The 26,522-nt window shown below is 72.0% G+C and carries 23 protein-coding genes and 2 pseudogenes; 17 read left to right on the top strand and 8 right to left on the bottom strand.

The genetic code is table 11. The annotated features are described in order from the left end of the window. Positions 1–274 precede the first annotated feature (274 nt). The 5 genes from ACN27J_RS00650 (at position 275) to ACN27J_RS00630 (ending at position 3,191) form a co-directional block, all read left to right on the top strand. Entirely contained in the window at positions 275–706 is a 432-nt protein-coding gene (locus tag ACN27J_RS00650) for an SsgA family sporulation/cell division regulator (RefSeq protein ID WP_123600885.1), read from the top strand. 193 nt (positions 707–899) lie between these two features. Further along, positions 900–1,886 carry a helix-turn-helix domain-containing protein gene (locus ACN27J_RS00645; protein ID WP_421362254.1) on the top strand — a complete coding sequence of 329 codons (987 nt, stop codon included), beginning with the start codon at positions 900–902 and terminating at the stop codon, positions 1,884–1,886. Further along, on the top strand, positions 1,841–2,296 hold the full coding sequence (locus ACN27J_RS00640) for an RrF2 family transcriptional regulator (protein ID WP_123600883.1): 456 nt from the start codon (positions 1,841–1,843) through the stop codon (positions 2,294–2,296). Before ACN27J_RS00645 ends, ACN27J_RS00640 begins: the two co-directional genes overlap by 46 nt. Positions 2,297–2,385: 89 nt before the next feature. Next, complete coding sequence (locus ACN27J_RS00635; RefSeq protein WP_278168316.1) at positions 2,386–2,565, top strand: DUF4236 domain-containing protein; 180 nt, start codon at positions 2,386–2,388, stop codon at positions 2,563–2,565. 74 nt (positions 2,566–2,639) lie between these two features. Next, the gene (locus ACN27J_RS00630; protein WP_421362250.1) at positions 2,640–3,191 is read left to right on the top strand and encodes a potassium channel family protein; all 552 of its coding nucleotides are present in this window, start codon (positions 2,640–2,642) and stop codon (positions 3,189–3,191) included. Here ACN27J_RS00630 and ACN27J_RS00625 read toward each other — a convergent pair. Beyond that, entirely contained in the window at positions 3,142–4,107 is a 966-nt protein-coding gene (locus ACN27J_RS00625; RefSeq protein WP_421362247.1) for a hypothetical protein, read from the bottom strand. The genes ACN27J_RS00630 and ACN27J_RS00625 overlap by 50 nt on opposite strands. Before the next feature lie 91 nt (positions 4,108–4,198). Continuing rightward, positions 4,199–4,720 (bottom strand): VOC family protein, encoded by a 522-nt coding sequence (locus tag ACN27J_RS00620; RefSeq protein ID WP_421362245.1) that lies wholly within the window; start codon positions 4,718–4,720, stop codon positions 4,199–4,201. A gap of 50 nt (positions 4,721–4,770) precedes the next feature. On the opposite strand from ACN27J_RS00620, the gene ACN27J_RS00615 reads away from it, so the two are divergent. Next, the gene (locus ACN27J_RS00615) at positions 4,771–5,244 is read left to right on the top strand and encodes a MarR family winged helix-turn-helix transcriptional regulator (protein ID WP_421372064.1); all 474 of its coding nucleotides are present in this window, start codon (positions 4,771–4,773) and stop codon (positions 5,242–5,244) included. Positions 5,245–5,347: 103 nt separating this feature from the next. After that, positions 5,348–5,863: pseudogene (locus tag ACN27J_RS00610) on the top strand (tetratricopeptide repeat protein); the annotation flags it as partial. A 2,017-nt stretch (positions 5,864–7,880) separates the two neighbouring features. On the opposite strand, the gene ACN27J_RS00605 reads toward ACN27J_RS00610, so the two are convergent. Together ACN27J_RS00605 and ACN27J_RS00600 are read right to left on the bottom strand one after the other, a co-directional pair. Next, the gene (locus ACN27J_RS00605; RefSeq protein WP_421362242.1) at positions 7,881–9,386 is read right to left on the bottom strand and encodes a sensor histidine kinase; all 1,506 of its coding nucleotides are present in this window, start codon (positions 9,384–9,386) and stop codon (positions 7,881–7,883) included. Further along, positions 9,383–10,039, bottom strand: coding sequence for a response regulator transcription factor (locus tag ACN27J_RS00600; RefSeq protein WP_421362239.1), 657 nt, complete (start codon positions 10,037–10,039; stop codon positions 9,383–9,385). Before ACN27J_RS00600 ends, ACN27J_RS00605 begins: the two co-directional genes overlap by 4 nt. A gap of 136 nt (positions 10,040–10,175) precedes the next feature. Here ACN27J_RS00600 and ACN27J_RS00595 point away from each other — a divergent pair, with 136 nt between their 5' ends. The 3 genes from ACN27J_RS00595 (at position 10,176) to ACN27J_RS00585 (ending at position 13,596) form a co-directional block, all read left to right on the top strand. After that, positions 10,176–11,381, top strand: coding sequence for a LolA family protein (locus ACN27J_RS00595; RefSeq protein WP_421362236.1), 1,206 nt, complete (start codon positions 10,176–10,178; stop codon positions 11,379–11,381). A 256-nt stretch (positions 11,382–11,637) separates the two neighbouring features. Then, complete coding sequence (locus tag ACN27J_RS00590) at positions 11,638–13,017, top strand: cellulase family glycosylhydrolase (protein WP_421362234.1); 1,380 nt, start codon at positions 11,638–11,640, stop codon at positions 13,015–13,017. Between the two features lie 138 nt (positions 13,018–13,155). Then, on the top strand, positions 13,156–13,596 hold the full coding sequence (locus tag ACN27J_RS00585; protein WP_278168308.1) for an NUDIX hydrolase: 441 nt from the start codon (positions 13,156–13,158) through the stop codon (positions 13,594–13,596). Positions 13,597–13,627: 31 nt separating this feature from the next. Here the strand turns inward: ACN27J_RS00585 and ACN27J_RS00580 are convergent, their stop codons facing one another. The 4 genes from ACN27J_RS00580 to ACN27J_RS00565 all read right to left on the bottom strand — a co-directional run bounded on the left by ACN27J_RS00580 (position 13,628) and on the right by ACN27J_RS00565 (position 17,869). Continuing rightward, positions 13,628–14,326, bottom strand: a complete 699-nt coding sequence (locus tag ACN27J_RS00580; protein WP_421362231.1) for a DedA family protein — start codon at positions 14,324–14,326, stop codon at positions 13,628–13,630. Between the two features lie 143 nt (positions 14,327–14,469). Then, the gene (locus ACN27J_RS00575) at positions 14,470–16,008 is read right to left on the bottom strand and encodes an alpha-N-arabinofuranosidase (RefSeq protein WP_421362229.1); all 1,539 of its coding nucleotides are present in this window, start codon (positions 16,006–16,008) and stop codon (positions 14,470–14,472) included. Between the two features lie 186 nt (positions 16,009–16,194). After that, positions 16,195–17,022: an SAM-dependent methyltransferase gene (locus tag ACN27J_RS00570; protein WP_421362226.1), complete on the bottom strand. Its 828-nt coding sequence runs from the start codon at positions 17,020–17,022 to the stop codon at positions 16,195–16,197. 181 nt (positions 17,023–17,203) lie between these two features. Beyond that, positions 17,204–17,869 (bottom strand): HAD family hydrolase, encoded by a 666-nt coding sequence (locus tag ACN27J_RS00565; protein ID WP_421362223.1) that lies wholly within the window; start codon positions 17,867–17,869, stop codon positions 17,204–17,206. A gap of 143 nt (positions 17,870–18,012) precedes the next feature. On the opposite strand from ACN27J_RS00565, the gene ACN27J_RS00560 reads away from it, so the two are divergent. The 7 genes and pseudogenes from ACN27J_RS00560 to pflB all read left to right on the top strand — a co-directional run bounded on the left by ACN27J_RS00560 (position 18,013) and on the right by pflB (position 26,521). Continuing rightward, positions 18,013–18,873 (top strand): universal stress protein, encoded by an 861-nt coding sequence (locus tag ACN27J_RS00560; protein WP_421362221.1) that lies wholly within the window; start codon positions 18,013–18,015, stop codon positions 18,871–18,873. A gap of 162 nt (positions 18,874–19,035) precedes the next feature. Next, on the top strand, positions 19,036–21,729 hold the full coding sequence (gene ppdK, locus ACN27J_RS00555; protein WP_421362219.1) for a pyruvate, phosphate dikinase: 2,694 nt from the start codon (positions 19,036–19,038) through the stop codon (positions 21,727–21,729). Positions 21,730–21,790: 61 nt separating this feature from the next. Then, entirely contained in the window at positions 21,791–22,228 is a 438-nt protein-coding gene (locus tag ACN27J_RS00550; protein WP_421362216.1) for a hypothetical protein, read from the top strand. Positions 22,229–22,324: 96 nt separating this feature from the next. Further along, a pseudogene (locus ACN27J_RS00545) lies at positions 22,325–22,615 on the top strand (helix-turn-helix transcriptional regulator); the annotation flags it as partial. A gap of 218 nt (positions 22,616–22,833) precedes the next feature. Further along, positions 22,834–23,283 (top strand): universal stress protein, encoded by a 450-nt coding sequence (locus tag ACN27J_RS00540; protein ID WP_421362213.1) that lies wholly within the window; start codon positions 22,834–22,836, stop codon positions 23,281–23,283. Between the two features lie 16 nt (positions 23,284–23,299). Continuing rightward, a complete protein-coding gene (locus ACN27J_RS00535) occupies positions 23,300–24,172 on the top strand; it encodes a universal stress protein (protein ID WP_421362210.1) in 873 nt (290 codons plus the stop codon). A gap of 105 nt (positions 24,173–24,277) precedes the next feature. Continuing rightward, positions 24,278–26,521, top strand: coding sequence for a formate C-acetyltransferase (gene pflB / locus ACN27J_RS00530; protein ID WP_421362207.1), 2,244 nt, complete (start codon positions 24,278–24,280; stop codon positions 26,519–26,521). The last annotated feature ends 1 nt before the right edge of the window (position 26,522 follow it).

Here is a 26,522-nt window from a genome sequence, read left to right as displayed (position 1 = left end):
CCATTTTGCCCCTCATTGTCGCCTGCCCCGTCACCACAGGGCACCACTGGACGTTACCGGAGTGAGTCGACGTCTGAACCACCCGACGCCGGGCACGTCCCAGTACCCAAGCAGAGCCGGACAAGCCACCTAAAAAGGACTTTTTTAGTGCATCCCGGAACCGCTTCCCTCTACTGGGTGAGATCAGCGATAGACGGAGCGTAGTCAAATGCAAGGCCGGAGTATGGGGAAAGCGGGGCGGGCGTCCCGCAGCGGTGCCGGGGGGAGAACGTCCATGAGTGTCATCCGACCAACGACCGTCGAGGTCGAGACGTCACTACGGCTCATCGCGCCTGACGCTACCGCGCTGCCGGTACGAGCCAGCCTGCGTTACGAACCGAGTGATCCGTACGCGGTCCACGTGCTCTTCCACGCGGAGTCGGCCGGCGGTGAAGCGGTCAGCTGGTCGTTCGCCCGAGAGCTTCTGGTGACCGGTCTCGACGAACCGGCCGGGATCGGCGACGTCCGGGTCTGGCCCTGGGCGACTCCCCGGGGCGATTTCGTGGCGCTCGCGCTGAGCTCCCCGGACGGCAACGCGCTGTTCGAGGTGCCGCGCAGCGTCCTGGTCCGCTTTCTGCGCCGCACCTACGTGGTGGTGCCCCGAGGCCGCGAGTCCGACCACCTGGACGTGGACACCGCGGTGAACCGGCTGCTGGCCGGGCGCTGATCGGAACGGCCCGACTCCGCCCGACCCGGCGGGGATTGCGGCTGTTTCGCGTGACGGGAGTACGGCGATGCGCCGTACTCCCGCCGCTGGTGCCGCCGCCGGTGCGCCCCGGCACCTCCGCGCTGGGACGACGCGACGATCCGCCCGGTGGTCGGGATGCGGTTGCGGCGTACTGCGGTTACCGTCGAGAACGATGGTTCAGCCCGATCAGCTCGCCCGCCGGATGTCCGACCCGGATCCCCTCGGGCCAGCGATCAGCGCGACTACTCTCAGTGACAGTCTGACTGCTGACGCGCCATCCCGACCACGGCTACTCCCCCACGACGAGCTGCTACTGGTCACCGCCGGTCACGGCAGCCACGAGATCGACTTCGTCGCGTACCCGTGCCGACCCGGCACCTTGCTGTGGGCCCATGCCGGGCAGGTGGTCCGGGCCGGCGGACAGCACGGTCTGGACGCGATCCTGGTGCGCTGGACCGCGGCACCAGGCATGCCGGACCGGCCCACCGCCCGCGCCCACTGGCAGCTCACCGGCGAGGACGCCGACGCCATCATCAACGAGGTCAGCCAACTCGTCGTGGACAGCCAGCGACCCCGGCGGACGACGCTCGTCGACGAACTCCTCCGCCATGAGCTGCGGGTCCTGCTGCTGCGGATCGCCCTGCTGCCGTACGACTCCCCGCCGGCGCTCGATGCCGCCACCGCAGATGACCGTCCCGGTGACGATCCCACCTGGGCGGACGGGGCCGCCGGGGCCGGCTCGTCGAGGTGGGACACCTTCCGGCGGTTCCGGGCCGAGGTGGAGCGCGACCACGCGCGCAGCCGACGGGTCGAGGAGTACGCCGAACGGCTGTCCTGCGCGGTCCGGACCCTCACCCGGGCCAGTCTGACCGTGGCCGGGCGGACCGCCAAACAGGTGATCGACGACCGGGTGGCCCTGCAGGCCAAGCGGTTGCTCGCGGCGACCGACCTGCCGGTGGCCCAGATCGGTGCGCGGCTCGGCTTCCCCGAGCCGACGAACTTCGGCCGTTTCTTTCAGCGCGAGGTGGGGTGCAGCCCGGGTAGCTTCCGCGCCGACCTGCGGGAACGCCCACCGGTGACCGACCGGGTCGCGGCAACCGGCATGATGGTGGCGTGCAGATCTCCGCGCGCGGCGACTACGCGGTACGAGCAGCGCTGATCCTGGCTGCCGCGTACCCGACGCTGATGTCCACCCAGGCGATCGCCGCCGAGCAGGACATGCCGCGCAAATTCCTCGAGGCGGTGCTGGCCGACCTGCGCCGGGGCGGGGTGGTCCGGGCGCAGCGCGGCGCTGAGGGTGGCTACACGCTGAGCCAGCCGCCCGGGGACGTCACCATCGGCATGATCCTGCGGGCGGTGGACGGGCCGCTGGCCGGGGTGCGCGGGCTGCGTCCGGAGGAGACCCGGTACGCCGGTGCCGCGGAGAACCTGCCCCGGCTCTGGATCGCGGTACGCGCCGCGTTGCGCGAGGTGGTCGACGAGGTCAGCCTCGCCGAGGTACTCACCGGCCGGATGCCGGCGCACGTACGCAAATTGACGCTGAAGCCGGATGCCTGGGAGTCCCGCTAGTCAGGCATGTGGACGGTGGGGTTTGCCGATCGATACGGCAGGGAACTGACCAGCCCACCTGCTGACGGCCGATGGAGGGAGCGCAAGCGATGGGCGTCATGTTCCGCAAGCGGAAGCGGTTCGGCCCGCTCCAGTTGAACTTTACCGAGAACGGGTTCTCGTCCTGGACCATCCGGATCGGCCGATGGTCGTGGAACTCGCGAGCCAGGAGGCACCGGTACGACCTGCCTGGCCCGTTCTCGTGGAAGCAGGACAAGTCGCGTAGCTGAGCGGCGCAGGACAACGGTCAAAGGCTCGGCGGGATCACCCCGCCGGGCCTTCGCTCTGTAGGAATAATGACTTTATGTCCGATATAGCTGGAGATGACGCCCTGTCCCGTACCCGGAGTCCCCGCCGGGCCGAGGTACGGCGTACCACTGCCATCTGCCTGCTGATGGTCCTGCTCTACTACCTGGTCCCGGTGGAGCCGGGGGTGACGGGGATGCATCTCGCGGTCCGCGCCGTGGTCACCGTCGTCGGCGTGGCGCTGGTGGCCGCGCTGGTGCTACAGCAGATCCGCGACCAGATCACCGCCGATCCGTCCGACGTACGCCTCACCCGGCTGGCGATCGCGCTGGTCGGCGGAGTGGTCGTGTTCGCGCTGGCCGACCTGGTCATCTCGTTCAGCGACCCGGATCAGTTCGTCAACATGACGACGAAGACCGACGCGCTCTATTTCGCGATCGGCACGCTCACCACCGTCGGGTACGGCGACGTGCACGCCGAGGGCCAACTTGCCCGCGCGGCGGTCTGCGTCCAGATGGTGTTCAGCGTCGGAGTGCTCGCCACCGGCGCGTCGCTGCTGGTCAGGCGGTGGACGGAGTACGCCCGCCAGCAGCCGGGGCGGTCGGGGTGATCTCCACGTCGCCGGCCAGGCGTCCGTCCGCCGGCCGGCGCCGCACCTGGTCGGCGGCGAGCAGACCGGCCAGCGCCCGGTTGGCGTCGGCGGCCCGGTGGACCGTCCCGGTCACCGTGAAGCTGCGCAGCTCGGCGACGGTCCGAGAACCGCACTCGACGAGATGGGCGAGCAACCGGTCGCGCAACGTCGCGAGCCCGTGGTCCGGCTCCGGCCCGGGGACGGCCGTGCCCGGCTCCGGCCCGGCGACGGCCGTCGTCTGCGGATCGTCGGCGGCACGCAGCCCCCAACCCGCCGGACCGACCTCCCAGAGCGCCTCCTTGAACGCCTCGATACGTTTGCCGGACCCGGTGGCGAAGGCGACCGGGTACGGCGTACCTCCGTCGACCTGCCCGGCTACCCCGGCCGACACCAGCTCCACGACGCTGACCAGCGGAAAGCCGGCTGCGGCCAACGCCGGGCGCAGCTCAGCTGATGAGGCCGCTCCGACCACCAGCAGCTCGGCCGGGCGGCCGGCCGTCGACGCACGCCACACGGCGGGTTCGGGCAGCGGGCCACCGGCCAGGTCGAGGTGGCACAACAGCGGCGCGTTGGCGGCCGCGGCGGCGTTCACGGCTACCGGGAGCAGCTCCGGACCACCGGGCAGCAGGTGGGCCGTCACCGCCGCCGGCAGTCCGGTCGGGTCCGCCTCGGCACCGGAGGAGGTGACGGTGACAACCGTCAGGTGCCGGCCGGTGACCAGCTCCGAGTGGTCGGCGACGGCGCGCAGCGCGGCGTCCGCGGTCGCGCCCGGCGGACCCTGGTACGCCTGAACGAAGGTGGCGCGACGGGCCTCGCGCAGCGCGGCGGGAACCCAGGTGCTCAGATGGCGGAGCAACAGGTCGCACGCGACCCGGCCCGCCGGCTCGGCTGACATGCCGTCCGTTCTACCGGCCCGGGTCACGGCCCGCACGGGCGGGGCCGACCGACCCGTTGGCGGGCCGCTGTCGGCCCGGCGGTCCACGGAGTCAGCCCGGCACCGAGACGCCGACGCCCCCGCGGGTCCGGGCGCCGTACCGCTGCTTCTCCCGGGCCAGGTCGAGCGGCCGGATCCGCTTGCGGGCGACGAGCGTCTGCTCGTCGAGGCGGTCGGCGGGGACCAGCCAGACGACCTCGAACTCCAGCCCGTCCGGATCCCGGCCGTACAGGCTCTTGGTGGTCCCGTGGTCGGAGGTGCCGACCAGGGCGCCAGCGGCAGCGAGCCGGGTGGCGAGCACCTCGAGCTCGTCGAGCGTGTCCACCTCCCAGGCCAGGTGGTAGAGGCCGACGGTGCCGCGACCGGCGCCGGACGGCGCGGCGTGCCCACCGATCTCGAACAGGCCGAGGTCGTGATCGTTGGTGGAGCCGGGTGCCTGCAGGAAGGCCGCGCCGGAGAAGCCGTCGGGGGTCATCGGCACGAGGGAGAACCCGAGCACGTCCCGGTAGAAGGCCAGGCTCCGGTCGAGGCTCGAGATGTACAGCACGGCGTGGTTGAGACGGTGGATTCCCATGTCGTGAAGGTTAGCGCGAGTTAGTTTAACGCTCAACAACTGCCGGTATGATGGCGGTCATGACCCGCTGGCTCGACGACGACGAACAGCGCACCTGGCGCGCGTACCTCTACGCCACCAGGACGCTGGCCGCGACCCTGGACCGCGAACTGCAGGCCAGCGCGGGAATACCGCACGCGTACTACGAGATCCTGGTCCGGCTCTCCGAGGCGCCCCAGCGCACCCTGCGAATGAGCGAGCTCGCCGACGCCACCGACTCCTCCCGTAGTCGGTTGTCGCACGCCGTGTCCCGGCTGGAACAGATCGGCTGGGTCCGCCGCGAGGAGTGTCCGACCGACCGGCGCGGTCAGTTCGCGGTGCTCACCGAACCCGGCTTCACTGCCCTCACCGCCGCCGCGCCCGGCCACGTCGACGCGGTTCGGCGACACCTGTTCGACCAGTTGACCCCGGAACAGGTCGATCAACTGCGGATCATCAGCGAAGCGTTAGTCAAGCATCTGGCCGGTAACAATCCGCCATCATGAGCGAACTGTCCCACATCAGACCCTTGTACAGACCGTCGTCGGACACGCACGATGGGACGTGTCTCTCGGCCTGGGCGAAATCACCACGCAGGCGCACGGCCTGATCAGCGTCGGCGACCTGCCGGGCGCGCGCGACTTGCTGGCCACGGCGTTGGCCGACACCGACCCGCGTCCCGCACATGCCAGCACCGAGCAGGCGGAGGCCGCCGGGCTACTCGCCCGGGTGACAGTCGCGCTCGGCGAGGCACCGGCGGCTCGGGCGTGGGCGGCGTACGCGTACTCGGCGAACCAGCGGCTGCATGGAACGGCGGACGAACGGACCATCGGGGCCGCCGCCACCCTCGCCGCCGTACTGCACCGGGTGGGCAGCGACGCCCGCGCCGCGCACCTGTACCGCGAGGTGATCGACGAACTCTGCGCCATCGACGGCCCCGAGTCGCTCCGGGTCCTGGCCGCCCACGCGGACCTCGCCACCGTCGAGTTCGCTCGCGGCGAGTGCGACATCGCCCGGGACCGTCTGGAGGATGCCTGGGAACTGCACCGCGAGGTGTACGGCGAGGGGCATCCGGCCGGGATCAAGATGCTGGCCCGGCTCGGCGCGATGCAGCGCGACTGCGGCCGGCTCGCCGAGTCCGACGTCAGCCTGTCGCTCGCCATCGACCTGTGCCGCACCCGCCTGCCGGCCGACCATCCGCTGGTCGGGCAGGTCGCCGCGCTGGCCGAGGCGTCAGCGGATCCGGCGCACCGCTGTGGCGGGCAGGGGCCGGTCGACGACGGGCCGGACGACACCGGCGGCCCGGATCCCGACCGCAGTCCGGACGACAACGGCGACCCGGGCCCGATCCTCCGGCCGGACGACAACGGCGGCCCAGGCCCGAGCCTTCAACCGGACGACAACGGCGGCCCAGGCCACGACGGCGGCCTGGACCAAAGCGGCTGGCCGCCCGGCACCAGGCCGGCCAGTGGGCCAGCGGCTCCGGCGGCCGATCCCGCCGGGCGCGACCGGCTCACCGGTCCGGCCTGGGCCGAGCCCGGCTGGATCGAGCCGGAACCACCGGTCACTGAGGTGGCCGACCCCCGCTGGTCGGCGGCGTTCTGGACGGAACCGAGCGCGCCGTCCGCGACGCCGACCACCGACCGGTCAAGCGACGACGAGACGGACGGCCATCGGGACGGACGGCACCGGGCCGACCCGCCCTGGCTCGACCCGCTGGACCAGCCGGTGGACCAATCGGTGCCCGACCCGGCGGCTGAGCTGGACAGCGGCCGGCCGTGGACCCAGCACGGCTGGATCGAACGGGAACCGGCGGACGGCGACGCCGACGACCCGCTCTGGTCGCCCAGTGGTTGGCTGACCGACGACCCCTCCCCTGCCCGGCGGATCACGACCGGGCAGGAGCAGCAAGGCGACCAGCACCAACCGGACGAACCCGAGCCGACCGACGGCCGGCCGGCGAGCATCCCACCGCCCCGGGTGCCGGTCGATCTGCCGCCGACCGGCTCCACCAACCATGACGGGTCACCTGGCATCTGGCTCTTCGACGAACCGTGGTGGCCGCCCGAGCAGTCCGGTGCCGGCGACGGCTCCGATCCGGCCGCTGCGGATCGCCCGGATGGACCAGATCACCTGGACGGACCAGAGCGCCCGGACGCACCAGACGCCGCCGGCCCGGTCAGCCCGTTCGGGCCGGTCCGGTTCCGGCAGGCGACCGGCCCGTCAGCGGCCGACACTCCCACGGCCGGCAGTTCTATGAGCGACCCTGCGGCCGTGCCCGGCGAGCCGGTGCCGCCCGAGACCCCTGCCTTCGTACCCAACCCACGGGTGCCCGACAGGGCAGGCACTCGACCGGAGCCGGCACCACCGGTGACCGACGAAGGTTTCGCGGGCCCGGACGCCTCGGTCGATGCCGACTCCGCGGTCCGCCACGCCGAGGTCACGGACGGGCCGGGCACCGGAGCCACGGACGGACCGGCCGCGAGCGTCGCAGCCGGTGGAGCCGGCGCGACCATCGGAACCGGCACCACCGGCACGGGCCGGAGCACCGGGACGCTGTCCCGACTGCCACGGCGCGAACTCAGCCGGATACCCGACCGTCGCAGGAATCTTCCGGTCCGACGGCAGCGAGGACAGTTGGTCCCGGTACCCAAGCCGGTGACGACTGCTGCCCGCCCGCGCGGACCGATGCTGGTGTTCACCGGCGTGGTGGTGGTTCTGCTCGGCGCTGCGGCGGTGGTGGCCGGCGTCAGCCTGGTCAACGAGACGCCCTCCGGGCCGACCGGGGCACCAGCCGAGGCCACCCCCCCGACCGGTACGCCGACCAGCGCTGCGCCGCCGGCCGCACCGGGTACCGCGCCGGGCGGCGTGGGTCTGCGCGACAACCGGGACAGCGTGACGTTGACCTGGACCTATCCGGCGGGTGCCGAGGGACAGGTGCTGATCTCCGGGGGAAGCAGCGATCAGCAGCCCCGGGCCTTCATGACGTTGCCGGCGGGTGCGGACAGCTTCGTCGCGTACGGGCTGGACGAGTCGATCGACTACTGCTTCACGGTCGCCGTGGTCTACTCGGCCGACGTGATCGGGCAGGCTGACCCGGTCTGCACGGACCGGGCAGCGAACGCCCGGTGACCGACCCGGTCTATGCCGGGCCGGGCTCGTCGTCCACCGGGTCTGCCGGAAGCCGGACCCGAACCTGAAGTCCGGTACCGGCACCGTCGGGCCCTGCCGCATCACCGTCATGTCCCGCCGCATCGTCCGCCCGCCCGGCATCGGCCAGCTCGACAGTGCCGCCGTGTCGGCGGACCAACTGCGCGACGATGGCCAGTCCGAGCCCGGCGCCACCGGCGTCGTGGGCCCGCGCGTCGTCGAGCCGGGTGAACCGGTCGAAGACCCGTTGCCGGTCGGCCGGTGGGACACCCGGACCGTCATCGGTGACCAGCAGCTCATGCCAGTCCGGCCCGTCCGGTCGGGCGGTCACCAGCACCTCGGAGCGGGCGTGTCGGACCGCGTTGTCCAGCAGGTTGGCCAGCACCCGGACCAGCGCGTCCGGGTCGCCGGCGATCCACAGCGGCCGGTCCGGCGGCACCACCCGCACCGGCGGCCGTGGATACCGGGCGGCCACCGTGGCGGCCAGCTCGCCCAGTTCCACCGGACCGACCGGGCCGAGCACCACACCGGACTGGCCGGCCTGCTGGTCGGCGCGGGCCAGCAGCAGCAGGTCGTCGACCAGTCGACTGAGCCGTTGACTGTCCGCCAGCAGGTCGTCGGCGACCGCCAACCAGTCCGTGCGGCTACCGAGTCGCTGCGCCACCTCAAGCTGCGTACGCAGACTGGTCAGCGGACTGCGCAGCTCGTGGGCGGCGTCGGCGACGAACGCGCGTTGCCGGGCCCGCGCGGCCTCCAACCGGTCGAGCATGTCGTTGAGGGTGACCGCCAGCCGGTGAATCTCGTCGCCACCACCCGGCACCGGCAGGTGGCCGGCCTGGTCGCCACCGGTGATCTCGGCCGCGCCGGCCCGCAGTTTCTCCACCGGCCGCAGCGTCGCCCCGACGGCCCGCCAGACGATGACCGTGACCGCTGCCACCAACAGTGGGAACGTCATCAGCAGAATCACCCGGACCAGGGCGAGGCTGCGGTTGATGTCGGCCATCGACCGGGCGACCAGCACGGTACGCGGCTGCGCCGACCCGCCGGCCGGTTGGGCGATCACCCGAACCGGGCCGCGCAGACCGAGCCGGGCACCCGGCACGGTGACCGCCCCGGTCGGTTCGGCGGCGAGCTGTTCCCGCTCGCCCGCGTAGAGCATCGGGACGAGTCGGTCGGCGCCAATGGACGCGGCGCGTATCCGTCCCCGCTCGTCGACGATCTGCACCCGTACGTCGTTGCCGGCCACCGGCAACGGGTCAGGCACCGCGTCGGCGGCCACCAGCTGGGCGATCGCGTCGGCGGTGGTCCGGGCGTCGGCGTCGGCGCTGCGTTCCAACGCCAGCGCAAGGACGACGGTGAGCCCGATCGCCCCAGCGGCCAGGCCGGCGGTGAGACCCAGCACGCTGATCGCGGTCAGCCGGGTGCGCAGGCTGAGCCGGACCCGCAGGTACGCCCGCCACCGACCGGGATGCGCCACCGAAAGCCGTCGGCCTGTCATGGGACCAGCCGGTAGCCGGCACCCCGGACGGTCTCCAGCCGATCCCGGCCGACCTTGCGGCGCAGGTACCCGATGTACACCTCGACGGCGTTCGGCGCGGTGTCGACACTGGCGTCCCAGACGTGGTCGAGCAGTTCGATCTTGGAGACCACCTCGCCTGCGCGCCGCATCAGGTACTCCAGCAGGGCGTACTCACGGGCGGTGAGCGCCACCTCGGCATCGGCCCGGGTGACCCGCCGCCGGGCCGGGTCGAGGCTCAGATCACCGGCGGTGAGCACGGCCGGCCGCTGCGGCGCGCCGCGCCGTAGCAGCGCGCGCAGCCGGGCCAGCAGCACGACGTACGAGAAGGGCTTGGTCAGGTAGTCGTCGGCACCGCAGTCGAGGCCGTCCGCCTGGTCGTACTCGCCGTCCTTGGCGGACAGGATCAGCACCGGCAGCCAGTTCCGCTCGGCCCGCAGCTGGCGCACCACCCGGTAGCCGGACAGCCCGGGCAGCATCACGTCGAGGATCATCGCGTCGTACCCGCCGTGCCGGGCCAGCTCCAGCCCGGCCGGCCCGCTCGCGGCGACGTCCACGACGAAGCCTTCCTCCTGCAGGCCGCGCCGCAGGGCGTCGGCCAACCGGACCTCGTCCTCCACCACCAGCACCCGCACCGGTCAAGGGTGCCATCATGGGCGGGCGACGGGGGTGCCCGTGACCGTCGTCGCTGAGCGTGTTCTCAGCTTGGTCAGCCGCTCTCAGCAACGTCTCAGTACACCCGACGCACGATGGGTGGCAGGAGGTACGAAGATGTCGGTATTCACATCACGGCCGGCGATGCGCTGGCTGGTCCCCACCGCGTCGGCGGCGGTGCTCGTCGGCGGCGGTGTGGCCGTCGGTGCGCTCGCCGCGTCCGCTGACCCGGTCCTGCCGCCGCGCAGCGCCGAGCAGTTGCTGGTCGACCTGCAGACCGCCGAGGTCGACGGCATGTCCGGGACGGTCGTCCACCGCGCCGAGCTGGGTCTGCCGGCGGCGCTCAATCTGGCCGGCCAGATCGGCGCCGGCAACGGGCTCGGCTCGCTGATCGACGGTACGCAGACCCTGCGCGTCTGGTACGCCGGTCCGGATCAGGCCCGCCTGGCGATGGTCCGCACGCTGGGCGAGACCGACGTCATCCGCAACGGACGGGACGTCTGGATCTGGTCCAGCCAGCAGCAGCAGGCCACCCACTTCGAGTTGCCGGCCGAGGCCGACGGCGCGGCGGACGAGCGGGCCGGGGCCGATCCGGCGCCGGAGCTGCCCGTCACCCCGCAGGCGGCGGCCGACGAGGTGCTGAAGGCGATCGACCCGAGCACCGAGGTGTCGGTGGGCCGCTCGGCGGAGCTCGCCGGGCGGACCGCGTACGAGCTGGTGCTCACTCCGCGCGACGAGGACTCGCTGGTCGAGGAGATCCGGATCGCGATCGACTCGGTCGAGTACGTGCCGCTGCGGTTCGCGGTCTATCCGGTCGGCGCCGACCGGGCCGCCATCGAGACGGCGTTCACCCAGGTCAGCTTCGACACGCCGGATGAGGAGCAGTTCGTCTTCAACCCGCCGCCGGGCACCGAGGTGATCGAGGCGGGCGAGGACGATGTCGCGACGCCGGGTGACGGTAGCCGAGGTCCGGGCCAGCTGCCGGGCGACACCGAGCTGGACGGCATGCTGGACGAGCTGACGCAGGGCTGGGCGGACAGCGAGGACACGGTCCGTACGGTCGGCAGCGGCTGGGGCACTGTCCTGGCGGTCACGCCACCGGCCGAGGCGGCGGCTGCGGCCGAGGAGCACGCCGGTGACTCCGCGGAGGGCGCCCAGGTCATGCAGATTCTGGGTGACCTGCCGGCGGTCGACGGGCCGTGGGGCAGCGGCCGGCTGTTCTCCAGTGCGCTGTTCACCGTGTTGATCGCCGACGACGGCCGGCTGTTCGCCGGCGCGGTGACGCCGGAGCGGCTGTACGAGGTGGCGAACGAGACCCGCTGACTTGACCGGTCCACTACCGGCGTCGACCCCGGATTTCGGGAGTCGACGCCGGTAGCGGCGTTACGGGGCCCGATCAGGCAGAGGCGTCGACCGATATCAGGGCCGGCTCAACTTAACCGGTTGCGTAGCGGGAACGCGCCGGTCTACTCTGATGCCTGCGCGAAGGGGCCGGGTAGTCGCCGACATCGGGCTGACCACGTCAGCCGGTGTCTCTCGTCCCCGTGGGCCACCCACGGGCAGCTACCCGAGGTAGGTCATGAAGACACGTCTGAGCGTCGCGGCCGCGACGCTGCTCGCCCTGGTCACTTCCGTCGTGGTGCTGGTCCAGCCCGCACACGCCGCCGTCGGTCTGCACGTCAGCGACGGCCGGCTGGTCGAGGCGAACGGCACCCCGTTCGTCCTGCGCGGTGTCAACCACGCACACACCTGGTACCCCAGCCAGACCAGTTCCTTCGCCAACATCAAATCGCTGGGCGCGAACGCCGTCCGGGTGGTGCTCAGCAACGGCCATCGGTGGACCCGCAACGATGCCAGCGACGTCGCCAACGTCATTTCGCTGTGCAAGGCCAACCGGCTGATCTGCGTCCTGGAGGTGCACGACACCACCGGGTACGGCGAGGAGGGGGCCGCCGCGACCCTGGCGTCCGCCGCCGACTACTGGATCAGTCTGGCCAGCGTGCTGCGCGGCCAGGAGAACTACGTCATCATCAACATCGGCAACGAGCCGTTCGGCAACAGCGGCTACCAGAACTGGGCCAGTCACACCACGAGCGCCGTACAGCGGCTGCGTGCCGCCGGTTTCGAGCACGCGATCATGGTCGACGCGCCGAACTGGGGGCAGGACTGGACCTTCACGATGCGCGACAACGCACAGTCGGTGTGGAACGCCGACCCGGCCCGCAACCTGATCTTTTCGATCCACATGTACGGCGTGTTCGACACCGCCGCCGAGATTAGCGACTACCTCGGGCGGTTCCGCTCGGCCGGGCTACCGATCGCGGTCGGCGAGTTCGGACACGACCACTCCGACGGCAACCCGGACGAGGACAGCATCCTGTCCTACACCCGGCAGCACGGCATCGGCTGGCTCGGTTGGTCGTGGAGCGGCAACAGCGGCGGCGTCGAATACCTCGACATGGTGAACAACTTCAACGTCAACAGCCTCACCTCGTGGGGCCAGCGGCTGTTCAACGGCACCAACGGGATTCGGGAGACCGCTCGGGAGGCGACCGTCTACAGCGGCGGGACGCCACCGCCGACCACCGCGCCCCCGACCACCGCGCCGCCCACCACCGCGCCCCCGACCACGGCACCCCCGACCACCCAGCCGCCGGCCGGGGCGTGCACCGCGACGTACGCGGTGGTCGGTCAGTGGCAGGGTGGTTTCCAGGGTGAGGTCCGGGTGACCGCCGGCGGTTCGGCACTCAGCGGCTGGCGGGTGAGCTGGACGTTCGCCAGCGGTCAGTCGGTCAACCAGGCATGGAACGCCACCGTCACCGGCAACGGGGCGAGTGTCTCGGCGACCAACGTCAGCTACAACGGCAACCTCGGTGCCGGACAGAGCACGACCTTCGGCTTCATCGGCAGTTGGAGCGGCAGCAACCCGGTGCCGACGCTGTCCTGCGCCGCGCGGTAGCCGCCGCCGCCACCCCAGCAGGTGTGACCGGTGGCCGGGCGGGTAACCGTCCGGCCACCGGCACACCCGGCGCACTCACCTGAGACGGCTGGCGGCTGGTGTGGGCACTGGCAAGTCGCTACGAGCTGGAGGTTTACGGTGAGCGAAGGTCCTCGTCTACGGGTGGGTGCGTACGCGGTGATCGTCCGGGACTCGGCGGTGCTGCTGAGCCGGTTGTCCGAGGCGTCCCCGGTGTTCGAGCCGGGTGCCTGGCATCTGCCGGGAGGTGGTCTCGATCCGGGCGAACAGCCCGGCGAGGCGCTTACCCGAGAGTTGCAGGAAGAGGCCGGGCTGGAGGTGATGTCGTCGCGGTTGCTGGACGTGCGGTCGTACCTGGCGCACCGCAACGGTACCGACTGGCACGTGGTCGGGCTGCTGCACAGTGCGCGGGTCGGGCCGGGCGAGCCGGTGGTCACCGAGGTCGGCGGCAGTGCGGACGCCATCCGGTGGGTGCCGATCGACGAGATCGACCGGCTGCCGCTGTCGCCGCCGACCGCGGACGGGCTGCGGATGGCGGAGCTGCTACCGGTGCCTGCGTAGGAGTTCGTCACCGGGCGTGGCTGGTTGGTCGTCAGGCGTGGTCACCGGACCGGTCGCAGCCGTCACGGCCTCGGCCGGGCCGGTGACGACCGGATCTCGGCTGGCCGGCCGCCGCGTCGGGTGCACATTCGCGGCGGGCGGCCCGTAGCCGCCAGACGACGAGCGCCCCGAGCGCCAGCACCGCGACCACGACGGCGGCCGCCCGGCCGGCGACCTCCTCGATCGCGGCGTACGAACTGCCGGCCAGGTAGCCGATCAGCACCGTGCCGATCCCCCAGACCAACGCGCCCGCGACGTTGTAGAGAAAGAACCGCCGGTACGGCATGTGTGCCGCGCCGGCCAGGGCGGGCATCACCGCGTGGAAGAAGGTCACGAACCGGCCGACGAAGACCGCGGTGCCGCCCCGTACCGCCAACTGGTGCTGCGCCCGCCGCACCCAGGCCTGCCGCTTGCGCAGGAAGCGCATCCGCAGCAGCCGCGGCCCCAGGGCCCGGCCGATCAGGTAGCTGGTGGTGTCGCCGGCCACGGCCGCGCTGACCACGACCACGGTGATTCCGGGCAGCGAGATGGTGCCGAGGCTGGCGGCGACGCCGCCGAGCACCGCGGCAGTCTCGCCGGGAAACACGAAGCCGACGAACAGCGCGTCCTCGGCGAAGACCAACAGCCCGACCAGCAGGTAGATCAACGCACTGTCCATCGACAGCAACCGCTGCAGCCAGTCGCTCAGCACAGCACCCCCCGCTCACGGGGGGCTGCGGAGCCGACGTTAGCAGTTGCGGGACGGTGCCCGTGACGGTCCGACGGATGCCGCGCCGGGGCGTCACGGGCGTACTCCCCACCACAGAGAGGTGTCAGCCGGACCCGGCAGGCGGCTCAGCCTGACGTCGCCAGCCGCACCATGGTCCAGGAGACGGACGGCAGCATCACCGACAGCCGCCCCTGGTCGACCGCCGGGCCGGGAAGGGTCTGGGGACGGACCCGGTCCGGCTGCGCCGACGTGTTGGCGGCCCGCACGTCCGGGTCGGTCAGCACGCACTGCTCAACGACCCGGTAGCCGGGGAATGCCCGCAGGTCGATGTCGAGCACGAGGGACTCCCGCTGCCCACGGTTGACAGCGAAGATCACCAGCTGATCCGCGTCGTCGTCGTGGGTGGCCACGACATCCAGTAGCGGCACCTCGCCGTACCGCGCAGTCTCCACGACCGGCCCGCTGCCACACTCGACCCGCAGCACCGTCCCTCGGGCGTGGCGGGCGGTGTACGCGAAGGGGTAGAAGATCGTCTGCCGCCAGGCCGGACCGAGCGGTTCCGCGCGAATCGCCGCGATCGTGTTGACCAGTTGGGCCTGGCAGGCGGCGGTCACCCGGTCGCTGTTGCGCAACAGGGTGATCAACGAGGAGCCCACCACCACGGCGTCGGCGACGGTGTAGTCGTCCTCGCTGAGCGACGGCGCCCGCACCCACTCGGTCGGCACCCCCTCGGCAAGGAACCGGCGCATGTACCAGACGTTCCACTCGTCGAACGAGATCTGCATCCGCTTGCCGCTCCGGGTCTTGGCCCGGACGTGGTCACAGGTGGCCACGATGTCCCCGATGAATCGGTCCATCTCCACCGACGACGCCAGGAAACTGGTCAGGTCCCCGTCCTGCTCCTCGAAGTAGAGGTGGGCGGAGACGTAGTCGACCTGGTCGTAGGTGTGTTCCAGGACGGTCGCCTCCCAGGCCGCGAAAGTCGGCATGGCGGGACCGGAGCTGCCACAGACGACCAGCTCCAGATCGGGGTCGATCATCCGCATCCCCCGGGCCGTCTCGGCGGCCCGTCGCCCGTACTCGTCGGCGGTCTGATGGCCCAGCTGCCACGGCCCGTCCATCTCGTTGCCGAGACACCACATCCGGATGTCGTACGGGGCCTGCCGGCCGTGCGCCCGGCGCAGATCGGACAGCTGGGTGCCGCCCGGATGGTTGGCGTACTCCAGCAGGTCCATCGCCTCGCGGGGACCCCGGGTGCCCAGGTTGACCGCCAACATCGGCTCGACACCGGCGGACCGCGCCCAACTGACGAACTCGTCCAGCCCGAAAGCGTTGGTCTCGATGCTGTGCCAGGCCGGGTCGAGCCGGGTGGGACGCTGGTCCCTGGGCCCCACCCCGTCCTCCCAGCGGTAGCCCGAGACGAAGTTGCCCCCGGGGTAGCGGACCACCGAAACGCCCTGTTCCCGGACCAGGTCGAGCACGTCACGGCGCAGTCCACGCTCGTCGGCGGTCGGATGGTCGGGCTCGTAGAGCCCGGTGTACACGCACCGGCCCATGTGTTCGACGAAGGATCCGAAGGTACGGCGCCGGACCGGTGCGACCACGAACGCCGGGTCGATGTGCACCGTCACCGGGCGGGGCACTGCCGGGTCGACCATCGTCATCGGGGCGTACCTCCGCAGCAGGTGCACGGGTGCGGTCGTAGGCGACCGGCCACGGGCATCGACGGTCACCCGCAGGCGCCCCAGGCTGTCGGACGCTAACACGCGCGGCGTGGCCCTGTCTGCCAGCAGATCCGGCTACGGCAAGGGTGCGGCGGCTACGACAGCGTACGGGACGGGCGCGGCGGGTCAGGGTTTGCGGGCGACGCCGCCGACGAAGGTGTAGTAGGTGTCGGTCTGCTCCGACGGCTCGTCGTCAGGGTCCGGACGCCACTCCGCAAGGGGCACCAGGCCCGGTTCGAGCATCTCGAAGTCGCCGAAGTACCCAAGGATCTCGTCGCGCTGGCGCCACCGACCGGTACCCAACGTCTGGTTGAAGATCTTCTCGACCACGACCGCCTTGCGGGCGGCCTCCGGTTGGCTGTCACCCGGGTTGTGGAAGTGGGACAGGGCCAGGTAGCTCCCGCTCGGGACCGCGTCCCGGTAGACCGTCGCCACCCCGGCTGGATCCTCGTCGTCACCGAGATGGTGCAGGATGCCGAGCATCAGCAGACCGACCGGCTGATCCAGGTCGATCATCGACTGTACGTCGGGGTTGGCCAGGATCTGCTCCGGGTCGCGGGTGTCCGCCTGGACGACGGTGGTCATCGGAGAGCTGTCGAGCAGCGCCCGACCGTGTGCCAGCACCATCGGATCACTGTCCACGTACACCACGCGCACCTGCGGGTCGACCTGGTGGGCGATCTCGTGCACGTTGCCCTGGGTCGGCAGGCCCGAGCCGATGTCGAGGAACTGCCGCACGCCGGCCTCGGCGACCAGGTGCCGCACCGCGCGGCGCAGGAAGCCGCGGTTGGCCCGGGCGGCCAGCGGACCGTCGGGGGTGACCTGCAGCGCCATCTCGCCGGCCTGGCGATCGACCGCGAAGTTGTCCTTGCCGCCGAGCATGTAGTCGTACACGCGGGCGACGCTGGGGCGGGTGGTGTCCACCCCGACCGGGGCTCGTTCCTCAATGCTCACGGCGGAGACCTCCGGGGGTGCGGCCGACCAGGATCTCGTGGTCGGCTGGGAGCGCTGCCAGGCGCAGTCTAGAGGATCCGGCCCGGCGCCTGGGGACTCCCCCGGCGGACCCGGCTCACCCGCGCCGGGCTGGAACCGCCGGTGGCATGTCTATCCCCTGTCGACGGCGGGATCGGCCACTCTATCCCCTGTCGACGGCGAGGGCGAGCACCCGGTCGACCGTCAGCTCGTCGAGGCGGTCGACGACGAGCGTCGCGCCGGCCAGGGCGTCGGCCGCCGGCGGATACGCGGGGTGCGGCACCGCGACCACCACCAGACCGGCGGCCACCGCGGACCGCAGCCCGTTGCTCGAATCCTCCACCGCCAGGCACCGCCCCGGCGGTACGCCGAGCAGCCGTGCCGCCACCTGGTAGACCTCGGGGTCCGGCTTGCCGGCCGCGCACTCCTCGGTCGACACGGTCGCCCGGAACGCCTCGGTGAGCCCCGCCGTGGCCAGCACCTGTTCGATCAGGCGGCGGGGGGAGGAGCTGGCCAGCGCGAGCGGGAACCGCCCGGCGAGGTCGCGGACCACCTCGATTGCGCCCGGGATCAGCGGCAGCTCGGCCCGGTACCGCGCCGCCATGGCGTCGATCACCTCGTCGGCGACCCGGTCGGCGCCGCGCCCGACGCCGAGGTCCGCGTCCAGGTAGCCGGCCCACTCCGGGGTACTCATCCCCATCAACCGCTGCTGGGCGTCCGGCAGCCACCGACCACCGGCCCCGGCCACGTAGTCGCGCCGGACCTGCTCCCAGACCGGCTCGGTGTCGACGAGTACGCCGTCCATGTCGAACACCACCGCCGAGATCATGACCCCATCCTGCCCGGTCGACCGGAATCGACCCGGAGCGGGGTCACTGAGCGCTATCCTCGCAGGTGAGCTCCCCTTTCTCGATCCGGGCCGGGTCGCTGCAGCGGCCCATGCACCGGACAGAAGCGGTGAAAGGAGTTGCGATGTCGGAGCACGCCGCACCGGCCCGCGACCGGATCGTGGCCGGCGTCCACGACTCGGCATCCAGCTGGGCCGCCGTCGCCCTGGCCGCCCGGGAAGCCGCCACCGCGCACCGGCCGCTGCGGCTGGTGCACGCCCTCAACTGGATCCCGGACGACCTGTCCGGCGGCGACGAACCCCAGCCGGACGCCTACCAGTTCGTCGAACGCGCTGTGGAGATCGCCACCCGGACGGCCCCCGGAATCGACGTCACCACCGAGGTGTCCGAAAACGCCCCGGCCACCGCGCTGCTCCGGGAGTCCCGGATGGCGTCGTTGGTCGTGATCGGCGACGGGGACCTGGCCCGATGGACCTGCCTGCCGTTGGACGCACTCGCCGTGCAGATCGCCGCCCGCGCCGACTGCTCGGTGCTGGTCGCCCGGGCCGGATCCGAGTCGGCCCCCGAACCGGCCGCGCCGGTGCTGGTCGGCGTGGACGGCTCGGCCGGCTCGGAGCGGGCGCTCGGCTTCGCCTTCGACGCCGCCGCGCAACGGGGCAGCGACCTGATCGTCGTGCGCAGTTGGGAGAGCGAGTCGAGTTGGGCCGACGCCTCGGCGGCGACCGCCGACGAACTCGCCGCGGCGGTGACCCCGTGGCAGGAGAAGCATCCCGACGTCGCGGTCCGCCAGCAGGTGGTGAACGGCCCGCCGGCCCGGGTGCTGATCGAGCGTTCCACCCAGGCCGGGCTGGTGGTCGTCGGAGCCCGTGGCGACCATCCGCTGCGGGTTCCGCTCGGCGCGGTCAGCCAGGCGGTGCTGCACCATGCCAGGTGCGCGACGGCGATCGTCCGCGAAGGTGGCCCCCGGCCGCCCGCCGGCGACTGACCGGCGTGCGGGTCACCGTCGACCGGTGACTGATCCGATGTCCAGGCCACCTCCCGGGACCTATGCCCCGGGAGGTGGCCCGACCGGCCCTGCCCCGCCTGTACCCGCCGCTGCTACCACGGAAGGAGAAGGATTCGCCGACCAGTGCAGGAGGCGGGCGCCATGCCGAAATTCGTCTACGACTTCATCGAAGGTAACCGCGAACTCACCGACCTGCTCGGCGGCAAGGGCGCCAACCTGGCGGAGATGACCCGGCTCGGCCTGCCGGTGCCGCCCGGCTTTACCGTCACCACCGTCGCCTGCCGCGCCTACCTCGCCGCCGGCGCACCGCCGGCCGGGATGTTCGACGAGGTCAACCGCCACCTCCGGGGCATCGAGGCACGACTGGGCAAGCGGCTCGGCGACCGGCACGACCCGCTGCTGCTCGCCGTACGGTCCGGCGCCCGCTACTCCATGCCGGGCATGATGGAGACCGTCCTGGACATCGGGCTCACCGACACCACCGTGCACGGCCTCGCCGCGCAGAGCGGCGACGATCGTTTCGCCTGGGACTCCTACCGCCGGCTGGTGCAGATGTTCGGCCGGACCGTGTTCGGCGTGCCCGACGAGCTGTTCACCGCCGAGTTGGAGACGGTCAAACGGACCGCCGGGGTCACCGCCGACTCGGCGCTCGACGCCGACGACCTGCGCGCCCTGGTCGAGGCTTACCAGAAGGTCTTCCACCAGCACACCGGCCGGGACTTCCCGCAGTCGCCGCACGAACAGCTCGACCTGGCGATCCGGGCGGTCTTCGAGTCGTGGAACGCCGAACGCGCGGTGCTCTACCGCCGACAGGAACGGATCCCGGCCGAGCTGGGCACCGCGGTCAACGTGATGGCGATGGTGTTCGGCAACCGGGGCCCGGACTCCGGCACCGGGGTGGCGTTCACCCGCGACCCGGCGACCGGTGCGCGCGGCGTGTACGGCGACTACCTGGCCAACGCCCAGGGCGAGGACGTCGTGTCCGGGGTCCGCAACACGGTCCCGTTGCAGGAACTGGAGCGGATCGACCCGCGCAGCTTCCACCGGCTGATGACGATCATGGACACCCTGGAGCACCACTACCGCGACCTGTGTGACGTCGAGTTCACCATCGAACGCGGCACCCTGTGGATGCTGCAGACGCGGGTCGGCAAGCGGACCGCCGAGGCCGCCTTCGTCATCGCCGCGCAACTGGTCGACGAGGGCGTCATCGATCTCGACGAGGCACTCGACCGGGTCACCGGGGCCCAGCTCGGTCAGCTGATGTTCCCCCGGTTCGACCCGGCCAGCGCGCCCACGCCGTTGGCGGTCGGCGTACCGGCCGCTCCGGGCGCGGCCGTCGGCCGGGTGGTGTTCGACTCCGAGGCGGCGGTCGCCGCCGCCGGTCGGGGCGAGCGGGTCATCCTGGTGCGTCGGGAAACCAACCCGGACGACCTGCCCGGGATGATCGCCGCCGCCGGGATTCTGACCAGCCGGGGTGGCAAGACCTCGCACGCCGCCGTGGTGGCGCGGGGCATGGGCCGTACCTGCGTCTGCGGCGCCGAGGCGTTGACCGTCGACACGGCGGCCGGCCAGCTCACCGTCGCCGACGGTACCGGGGCGGCACCGACCGTGCTGCACGCCGGGGACCTGATCTCGATCGACGGGGCGACCGGCGCCGTGTACGCCGGCGCCGTCCCGGTCCACCCGTCACCGGTGTTGCGCTACATCGAGGGCGAGCTGGCACCGGAGGCGGATCCGCTGGTGTCGGCGGTGCACCGGTTGCTGGGCCACGCGGACGTGGTGCGCCGGCTCGCGGTGCGGGCCAACGCGGACACCGCCGCCGACGCCCACCGGGCCCGGGCGTTCGGGGCTGCCGGCATCGGCCTGTGCCGGACCGAGCACATGTTCCTCGGCGACCGGCGGGAACTGGTCGAACGGCTGATCCTCGCCGAGACCGACGCCGACCGCGAGGCGGCGCTGGCCGCACTGCGCCCGCTGCAGCGGCAGGACTTCGAGGCGTTGCTGGCCGAGACCGACGGCCAGCCGGTCACCATCCGGTTGCTGGATCCGCCGCTGCACGAGTTCCTGCCCGCCCTCGACGAGCTGACCGCCCGGGTAGCCCGTGCCGAGGCGCTCGGTGAGGACCCGGGGCACGACGGGCAGCTGCTCGCGGCGGTCCGCCGGATGCATGAGGCCAACCCGATGCTCGGCCTACGCGGTGTCCGGCTCGGACTGATGGTGCCGGGTCTTTTCGCCACCCAGGTGCGGGCGATCGCGGAGGCGACCGTCGCCCGGCTACGGGCCGGCGGCGACCCCCGCCCGCAGATCATGGTGCCGCTGGTCGGCGCGGTGCAGGAGCTGGAGGCGGTACGGGACCAGGCCGAGGCGCTGCTCGCCGACTTCGACGGTCTGCCGCCGATCCCGGTCGGCACCATGATCGAGGTGCCGCGAGCGGCCCTGACGGCCAGCGCGATCGCCGAGGTGGCGGACTTCTTCTCGTTCGGCACCAACGACCTCACCCAGCTGGGTTGGGGCTTCTCCCGCGACGACGTCGAAGGGGTGTTCTTCGGCCGCTACCTGGAGCTCGGCATCTTCCCGGTGTCGCCGTTCGAGTCGATCGACACCGCCGGTATCGGACGGCTGGTCCAGATCGCGGTCGCGGACGCCCGGGCCACCCGGCCGGACCTGGAAATCGGCGTCTGCGGCGAGCACGGCGGCGACCCGGACTCGGTGCGGTTCTTCCACGACGCCGGGTTCGACTACGTCTCCTGCTCGCCGTACCGGGTGCCGCTGGCCCGGCTGGAGGCCGGACGTGCGGCCGTGCGCCTGGCCCACCGGTCCGACACCCGTTGATCAACCGCTCGGTGGGCCGGAGCGCGTTCCGGCCCACCGGGCACCGTCGAGGAGGTCCACGATGATCACAGCCCCGGTCGGCCGTACCCGGTCAGCTCCCCCGCCCGGTCCGGGGGCCGTCGTCGCCGGTCCACAGTCCGGTCCGTTCGGCCCCGTGATCGGCACCGGAGGTCCCGACCCGGCCGTGCTCATCCCGGTGAGCAGCGGCGGCCGGCCGCTCGGCGCGTTCGTGTGCACCGCCGGCCGGGTCCGCTACCGGCCGGTGGTCGCCGCCGACCGGGTCGCTGCGGCGGCCGCAGCGGTGGTGGTCGCGACGGTGAGCGCGGCAGCGGTCGCGGCGGTGGCTCGCCGCCGTCCCTCCGCCGTCGGTACGGTCACCATGGGACCAGGCGGTTGGGTCAGTTTCAAAGGGTTGCCCGGTCCGGCGCCACGGGTCGTCGCCGACAGCCGTCGGCCCTGGTGGGCCCGGCTGCTGGGGGCCCGACGGTTGAGTCGGTGAGCCGGCCCGCCCGGTCGGGACACGGCAGTCCGGCACGGTCGGGACACAGCAGCCATGTGGACGATGTTCACGTATTGGTACTCATATGATTACGCTGTGACAACCCCCGACACGTGGCGCCTTCCGCCCTGGACCCTGCTCAGCAACCACGGACACGTCCTGCTCGCCATCTCCCGCGACCCACGGGCCCGGCTGCGGGACGTGGCGGCGCGGGTCGGGATAACCGAACGCGCGGCGCACACCATCGTCGCCGATCTGGAGGAAGCCGGATACCTCGCCCGGCACCGGGTCGGCCGGCGCAACGAGTACACGGTCAATCCGCACGTGCCGTTCCGACATCCGGCCGAATGCGACCACCTGGTCGGCGAACTGCTCGCGCTGTTCACCGGCGGCCAGCCGGCATCGGCCGGGCCGCCGACGCCGACGCCGACGCCGACGCCGACCGTATCGCCGCCGGCCAATCCACATCCAACCCCGGCCGGGCCGCCGACGCCGGCCGGTCGACCGACGGGACCCCAGTCCCGCAACGGCGGGTCCTTCGCACCTGTCCCCCAGCCGTCGACGGAGGTGGACTGTAGTCAGGTGCAACTGAAGGAGTGAGGACAATGAGCGCCAGTCACCTGATCGTCGTCGGTGTCGACGGCTCCGAGGGCAGCCGCCGGGCTCTCGACTGGGCCGCCCGGGAAGCCGCCGAGCGGGGCGGCGCGCTACGCGCCGTCGTCGCCTGGCGGTGGGACGGTGGAACCACGGTCAGCCCCATCGAGGAGCGGCAACGCGCCAGCGAACTGCTGGACCAGGAGATCACCGCGCTGACCGCCCGGGTCGGATCGGCGTCGCCGGTCGTCGGCGAGGTGGTCGAGGGCCGCGCCGCCGACGTGCTGACCACCGCCGCCCGCGGCGCGGACCTGCTGGTCCTGGGCAGCCACGGACACGGCCGCCTGCAGCACACCGTGCTCGGCTCGGTCAGCGAGGAGTGCATCCGCAAGGCCACCTGCCCGGTCGTGGTGATCCCCGTTCCCGCGCTGGTCTCCTCGGCCGCCGACCCCACTAGCTGAGCCGGAGGTGATCGCCGTGATCAGACCGATCGTCGTCGGGTACGACGGCTCGTCCAGCGCCGACGCCGCAGTCAGCTGGGCGGTCGCCGAAGCCGTCCGGACCGCCACCCCGGTGGTCCTCGCGTTCGCGTTCGAGTGGCCGACCGGGACCGGTCCGCTGGCCCCCGTGGCGACCAGCTGGCCGGACGCGGCCTCCCGGCGCGACGCGGAGACGATGCTGCGGGTCGCCGCCGCCGAGGCCGCCGAGACGCACCCGGACGCCGACATCAGCACCGTCGTCCTCGACGGACCCGCTGCCCTGCGGCTGCGCGAGAAGTCCCGGGACGCGGCGCTGCTGGTGGTCGGCAACCGGGGGCACGGCGGCTTCGCGGACCTGCTGCTCGGGTCGACCAGCGTGGCCGTCTCCGCGCACGCACACTGCCCGGTGGTGGTGGTTCGCGGTGCGGCACACCCCACCGCCCCGGTGGTGGTCGGCGTGGACGGCTCCGAGCCGTCGCTGGCCGCGCTGCGCTTCGCCGTCGAGCAGGCGGCCAGCCGGCTGGTGCCGCTGCGGGTGCTGCGTGCCTGGCACCCACCGGCACAGCGGTGGCAGCCACCGGCCTTCGACCCCCGGGAGATCGTCGCCGCCGAGCGCGCCCTGCTCGACGACGAGCTGACCGGGTGGCGGGAGAAGTACCCCGAGGTCACGATGACCGCCGAGGCGGTCGGCGACAACCCGGGCCGGGTCCTGGTCGACGCGTCGCGTACCGCCAGCCTGGTGGTGGTCGGCTCGCGCGGCCGGGGCGGCTTCACCGGCCTGCTGCTCGGCTCGGTGTCGCAGCAGCTGCTGCACCACAGTCACAGCCCGGTCGCGGTGATCCGCGACACCATCCCGGCCGACGTGCCCTGAGCTGGCGCGCCGACGACCACCCCCGCCGACGCCTACCGCGCCGACGACCACCCGCCCGGCGGGCCGTCCCCGACCCGCCGGGCCTTCCAGCCAATGGAGGCTGACGTGTTCGCCGAGCAGATCCACGATCCGTGGCGGACCTTCCAGGGACGACGGTGGCGGGACACGATCGACGTGGCCGCCTTCGTCCAGGCCAACTACACGCCGTACACCGGCGACGCCGGGTTCCTGACCGGCCCGACCGACCGGACCCGGGCGGTCTGGGACCGGCTACGGGACATGTTCGTCGAGGAACGCCGTCGGGGCGTCTACGACATCGACGCCACGACGCCGTCCACTATCACCGCGCATGCTCCCGGCTACATCGACAAGGACCGCGAGCTGATCGTCGGCCTGCAGACCGACGCGCCGCTGCGTCGGGCGATCATGCCGCACGGCGGGCTGCGGATGGTGGAGAACGCCCTCGCGGCGTACGGCTATCCGGCCGACCCACAGGTGCACCGGATCTTCACCACGTACCGCAAGACCCACAACGACGCCGTCTTCGACGCCTACCCGGCCGACGTGCTGCGGGCCCGCCGCTCACACATCGTCACCGGGCTGCCGGACGCCTACGGGCGGGGGCGGATCATCGGTGACTATCGGCGGGTCGCCCTGTACGGGGTGGACCGGTTGATCGCCGACCGCCGGGCGCAGCGCGAGGCGCTGGACCTGGTCCCGTCCACCGACGACGTGATCCGCGACCGGGCGGAGCTGGCCGAGCAGATCCGGGCACTCGGTGAGCTGGTCGAGATGGCGGCCGCGTACGGCCACGACGTGACCCGGCCCGCCGCAAACGCCCGGGAGGCCGTCCAGTGGCTGTACTTCGCCTACCTGGCCGCCTGCAAGGAACAGAACGGCGCGGCGATGTCACTCGGCCGGACCGCCACGTTCCTCGACGTCTACCTGCAGCGCGACATCGACTCCGGGCAGCTGACCGAGCTGGCCGCGCAGGAGCTGGTCGACGACTTTGTGATCAAGTTGCGGATCATCCGCTTCCTGCGCACCCCCGAGTACGACGAGCTCTTCTCCGGCGACCCCACCTGGGTTACCGAATCCCTCGGCGGGACCGGCACCGACGGACGGACCCTGGTCACCCGGACCACATTCCGCTACCTGCAGACGCTCTACAACCTGGGACCGGCGCCGGAGCCGAACCTGACCGTACTCTGGTCGCCCGCGCTGCCCGAGGGATTCAAGAACTTCTGCGCCCAGGTGTCGCTGGACACCAGCGCCATCCAGTACGAGAACGACGACACGCTGCGGTCCTGGTACGACGACGACACCGCGATCGCCTGCTGCGTGTCGGCGATGCGCCTCGGCCGGGACATGCAGTTCTTCGGGGCCAGGGCGAACCTGGCCAAGGCCCTGCTGTACGCGATCAACGGCGGCCGCGACGAGGTCACCGGCGAGCAGATCGCCCCGGTGAGTCAGCCGGTCGGCGGGGAGATCCTCGACTACGACGAGGTCCTCGCGGCCTTCGACCGGACGTTGGACTGGCTGGCCGCCACCTACGTCACCGCGCTCAACGTCATCCACCACATGCACGACCGGTACGCGTACGAACGGTTGCAGATGGCGCTGCACGACTACCCGGTGCACCGGTTCCTGGCCTGCGGGATCGCCGGCCTGTCGGTGGCCGCCGACAGCCTGTCGGCGATCCGGTACGCCCGGGTCAAGGTACTACGTGACGAAACCGGACTGGTGGTCGACTACGTGGTCGACGGCGACTACCCGGCCTTCGGCAACAACGACGACCGGGTGGACGAGATCGCGGTCTGGCTGGTTGAGACGTTCATGGCGAAGCTGCGCCGGCAGCCGGCCTACCGCGAGGCCGAGCACAGCCTGTCGGTGCTGACCATCACCTCGAACGTGGTGTACGGCAAGCACACCGGGCACACCCCGGACGGCCGGCGGGCCGGCGAACCGTTCGCCCCGGGCGCCAACCCGATGAACGGCCGGGACCGGCACGGGCTGGTGGCCGCGGCGATGTCGGTGGCGAAGCTGCCGTACGACTGCGCCCGCGACGGCATCTCGCTGACCACCACGGTGACCCCGGCGGGCCTGGGGCGCACCCCGGCGGAACGGGTGGCGAACCTGGTCGGCGTGCTGGACGGCTACACCGACGCTGGCGGCTTCCACCTCAACGTCAACGTGTTGGACCGGGCCACGCTGGAGGACGCGATGGCGCACCCGGAGCGGTACCCGCAGCTGACCATCCGGGTCAGCGGGTACGCGGTGAACTTCGTGCGGCTCACCGCCGAGCAGCAGCGCGACGTCATCTCCCGGACGTTCCACGGAGGGCTGTGAG

This window comes from Solwaraspora sp. WMMB762 (assembly GCF_049179115.1).
Lineage (GTDB): Bacteria > Actinomycetota > Actinomycetes > Mycobacteriales > Micromonosporaceae > Micromonospora_E.
This window is presented reverse-complemented; position numbering and strand designations above follow the sequence as displayed.

What these genes read in the sequence shown, in the direction of transcription:
- ACN27J_RS00650 (WP_123600885.1), top strand. Translation starts at nt 275, where the DNA reads ATGAGTGTCATCCGACCAACGACCGTCGAGGTCGAGACGTCACTACGG.
- ACN27J_RS00645 (WP_421362254.1), top strand. Translation starts at nt 900, where the DNA reads ATGGTTCAGCCCGATCAGCTCGCCCGCCGGATGTCCGACCCGGATCCC.
- ACN27J_RS00635 (WP_278168316.1), top strand. Translation starts at nt 2,386, where the DNA reads ATGGGCGTCATGTTCCGCAAGCGGAAGCGGTTCGGCCCGCTCCAGTTG.
- ACN27J_RS00630 (WP_421362250.1), top strand. Translation starts at nt 2,640, where the DNA reads ATGTCCGATATAGCTGGAGATGACGCCCTGTCCCGTACCCGGAGTCCC.
- ACN27J_RS00625 (WP_421362247.1), bottom strand. Translation starts at nt 4,107, where the DNA reads ATGTCAGCCGAGCCGGCGGGCCGGGTCGCGTGCGACCTGTTGCTCCGC.
- ACN27J_RS00620 (WP_421362245.1), bottom strand. Translation starts at nt 4,720, where the DNA reads ATGGGAATCCACCGTCTCAACCACGCCGTGCTGTACATCTCGAGCCTC.
- ACN27J_RS00615 (WP_421372064.1), top strand. Translation starts at nt 4,771, where the DNA reads ATGGCGGTCATGACCCGCTGGCTCGACGACGACGAACAGCGCACCTGG.
- ACN27J_RS00605 (WP_421362242.1), bottom strand. Translation starts at nt 9,386, where the DNA reads ATGACAGGCCGACGGCTTTCGGTGGCGCATCCCGGTCGGTGGCGGGCG.
- ACN27J_RS00595 (WP_421362236.1), top strand. Translation starts at nt 10,176, where the DNA reads ATGTCGGTATTCACATCACGGCCGGCGATGCGCTGGCTGGTCCCCACC.
- ACN27J_RS00590 (WP_421362234.1), top strand. Translation starts at nt 11,638, where the DNA reads ATGAAGACACGTCTGAGCGTCGCGGCCGCGACGCTGCTCGCCCTGGTC.
- ACN27J_RS00575 (WP_421362229.1), bottom strand. Translation starts at nt 16,008, where the DNA reads ATGACGATGGTCGACCCGGCAGTGCCCCGCCCGGTGACGGTGCACATC.
- ACN27J_RS00565 (WP_421362223.1), bottom strand. Translation starts at nt 17,869, where the DNA reads ATGATCTCGGCGGTGGTGTTCGACATGGACGGCGTACTCGTCGACACC.
- ACN27J_RS00560 (WP_421362221.1), top strand. Translation starts at nt 18,013, where the DNA reads ATGTCGGAGCACGCCGCACCGGCCCGCGACCGGATCGTGGCCGGCGTC.
- ppdK (WP_421362219.1), top strand. Translation starts at nt 19,036, where the DNA reads ATGCCGAAATTCGTCTACGACTTCATCGAAGGTAACCGCGAACTCACC.
- ACN27J_RS00550 (WP_421362216.1), top strand. Translation starts at nt 21,791, where the DNA reads ATGATCACAGCCCCGGTCGGCCGTACCCGGTCAGCTCCCCCGCCCGGT.
- ACN27J_RS00540 (WP_421362213.1), top strand. Translation starts at nt 22,834, where the DNA reads ATGAGCGCCAGTCACCTGATCGTCGTCGGTGTCGACGGCTCCGAGGGC.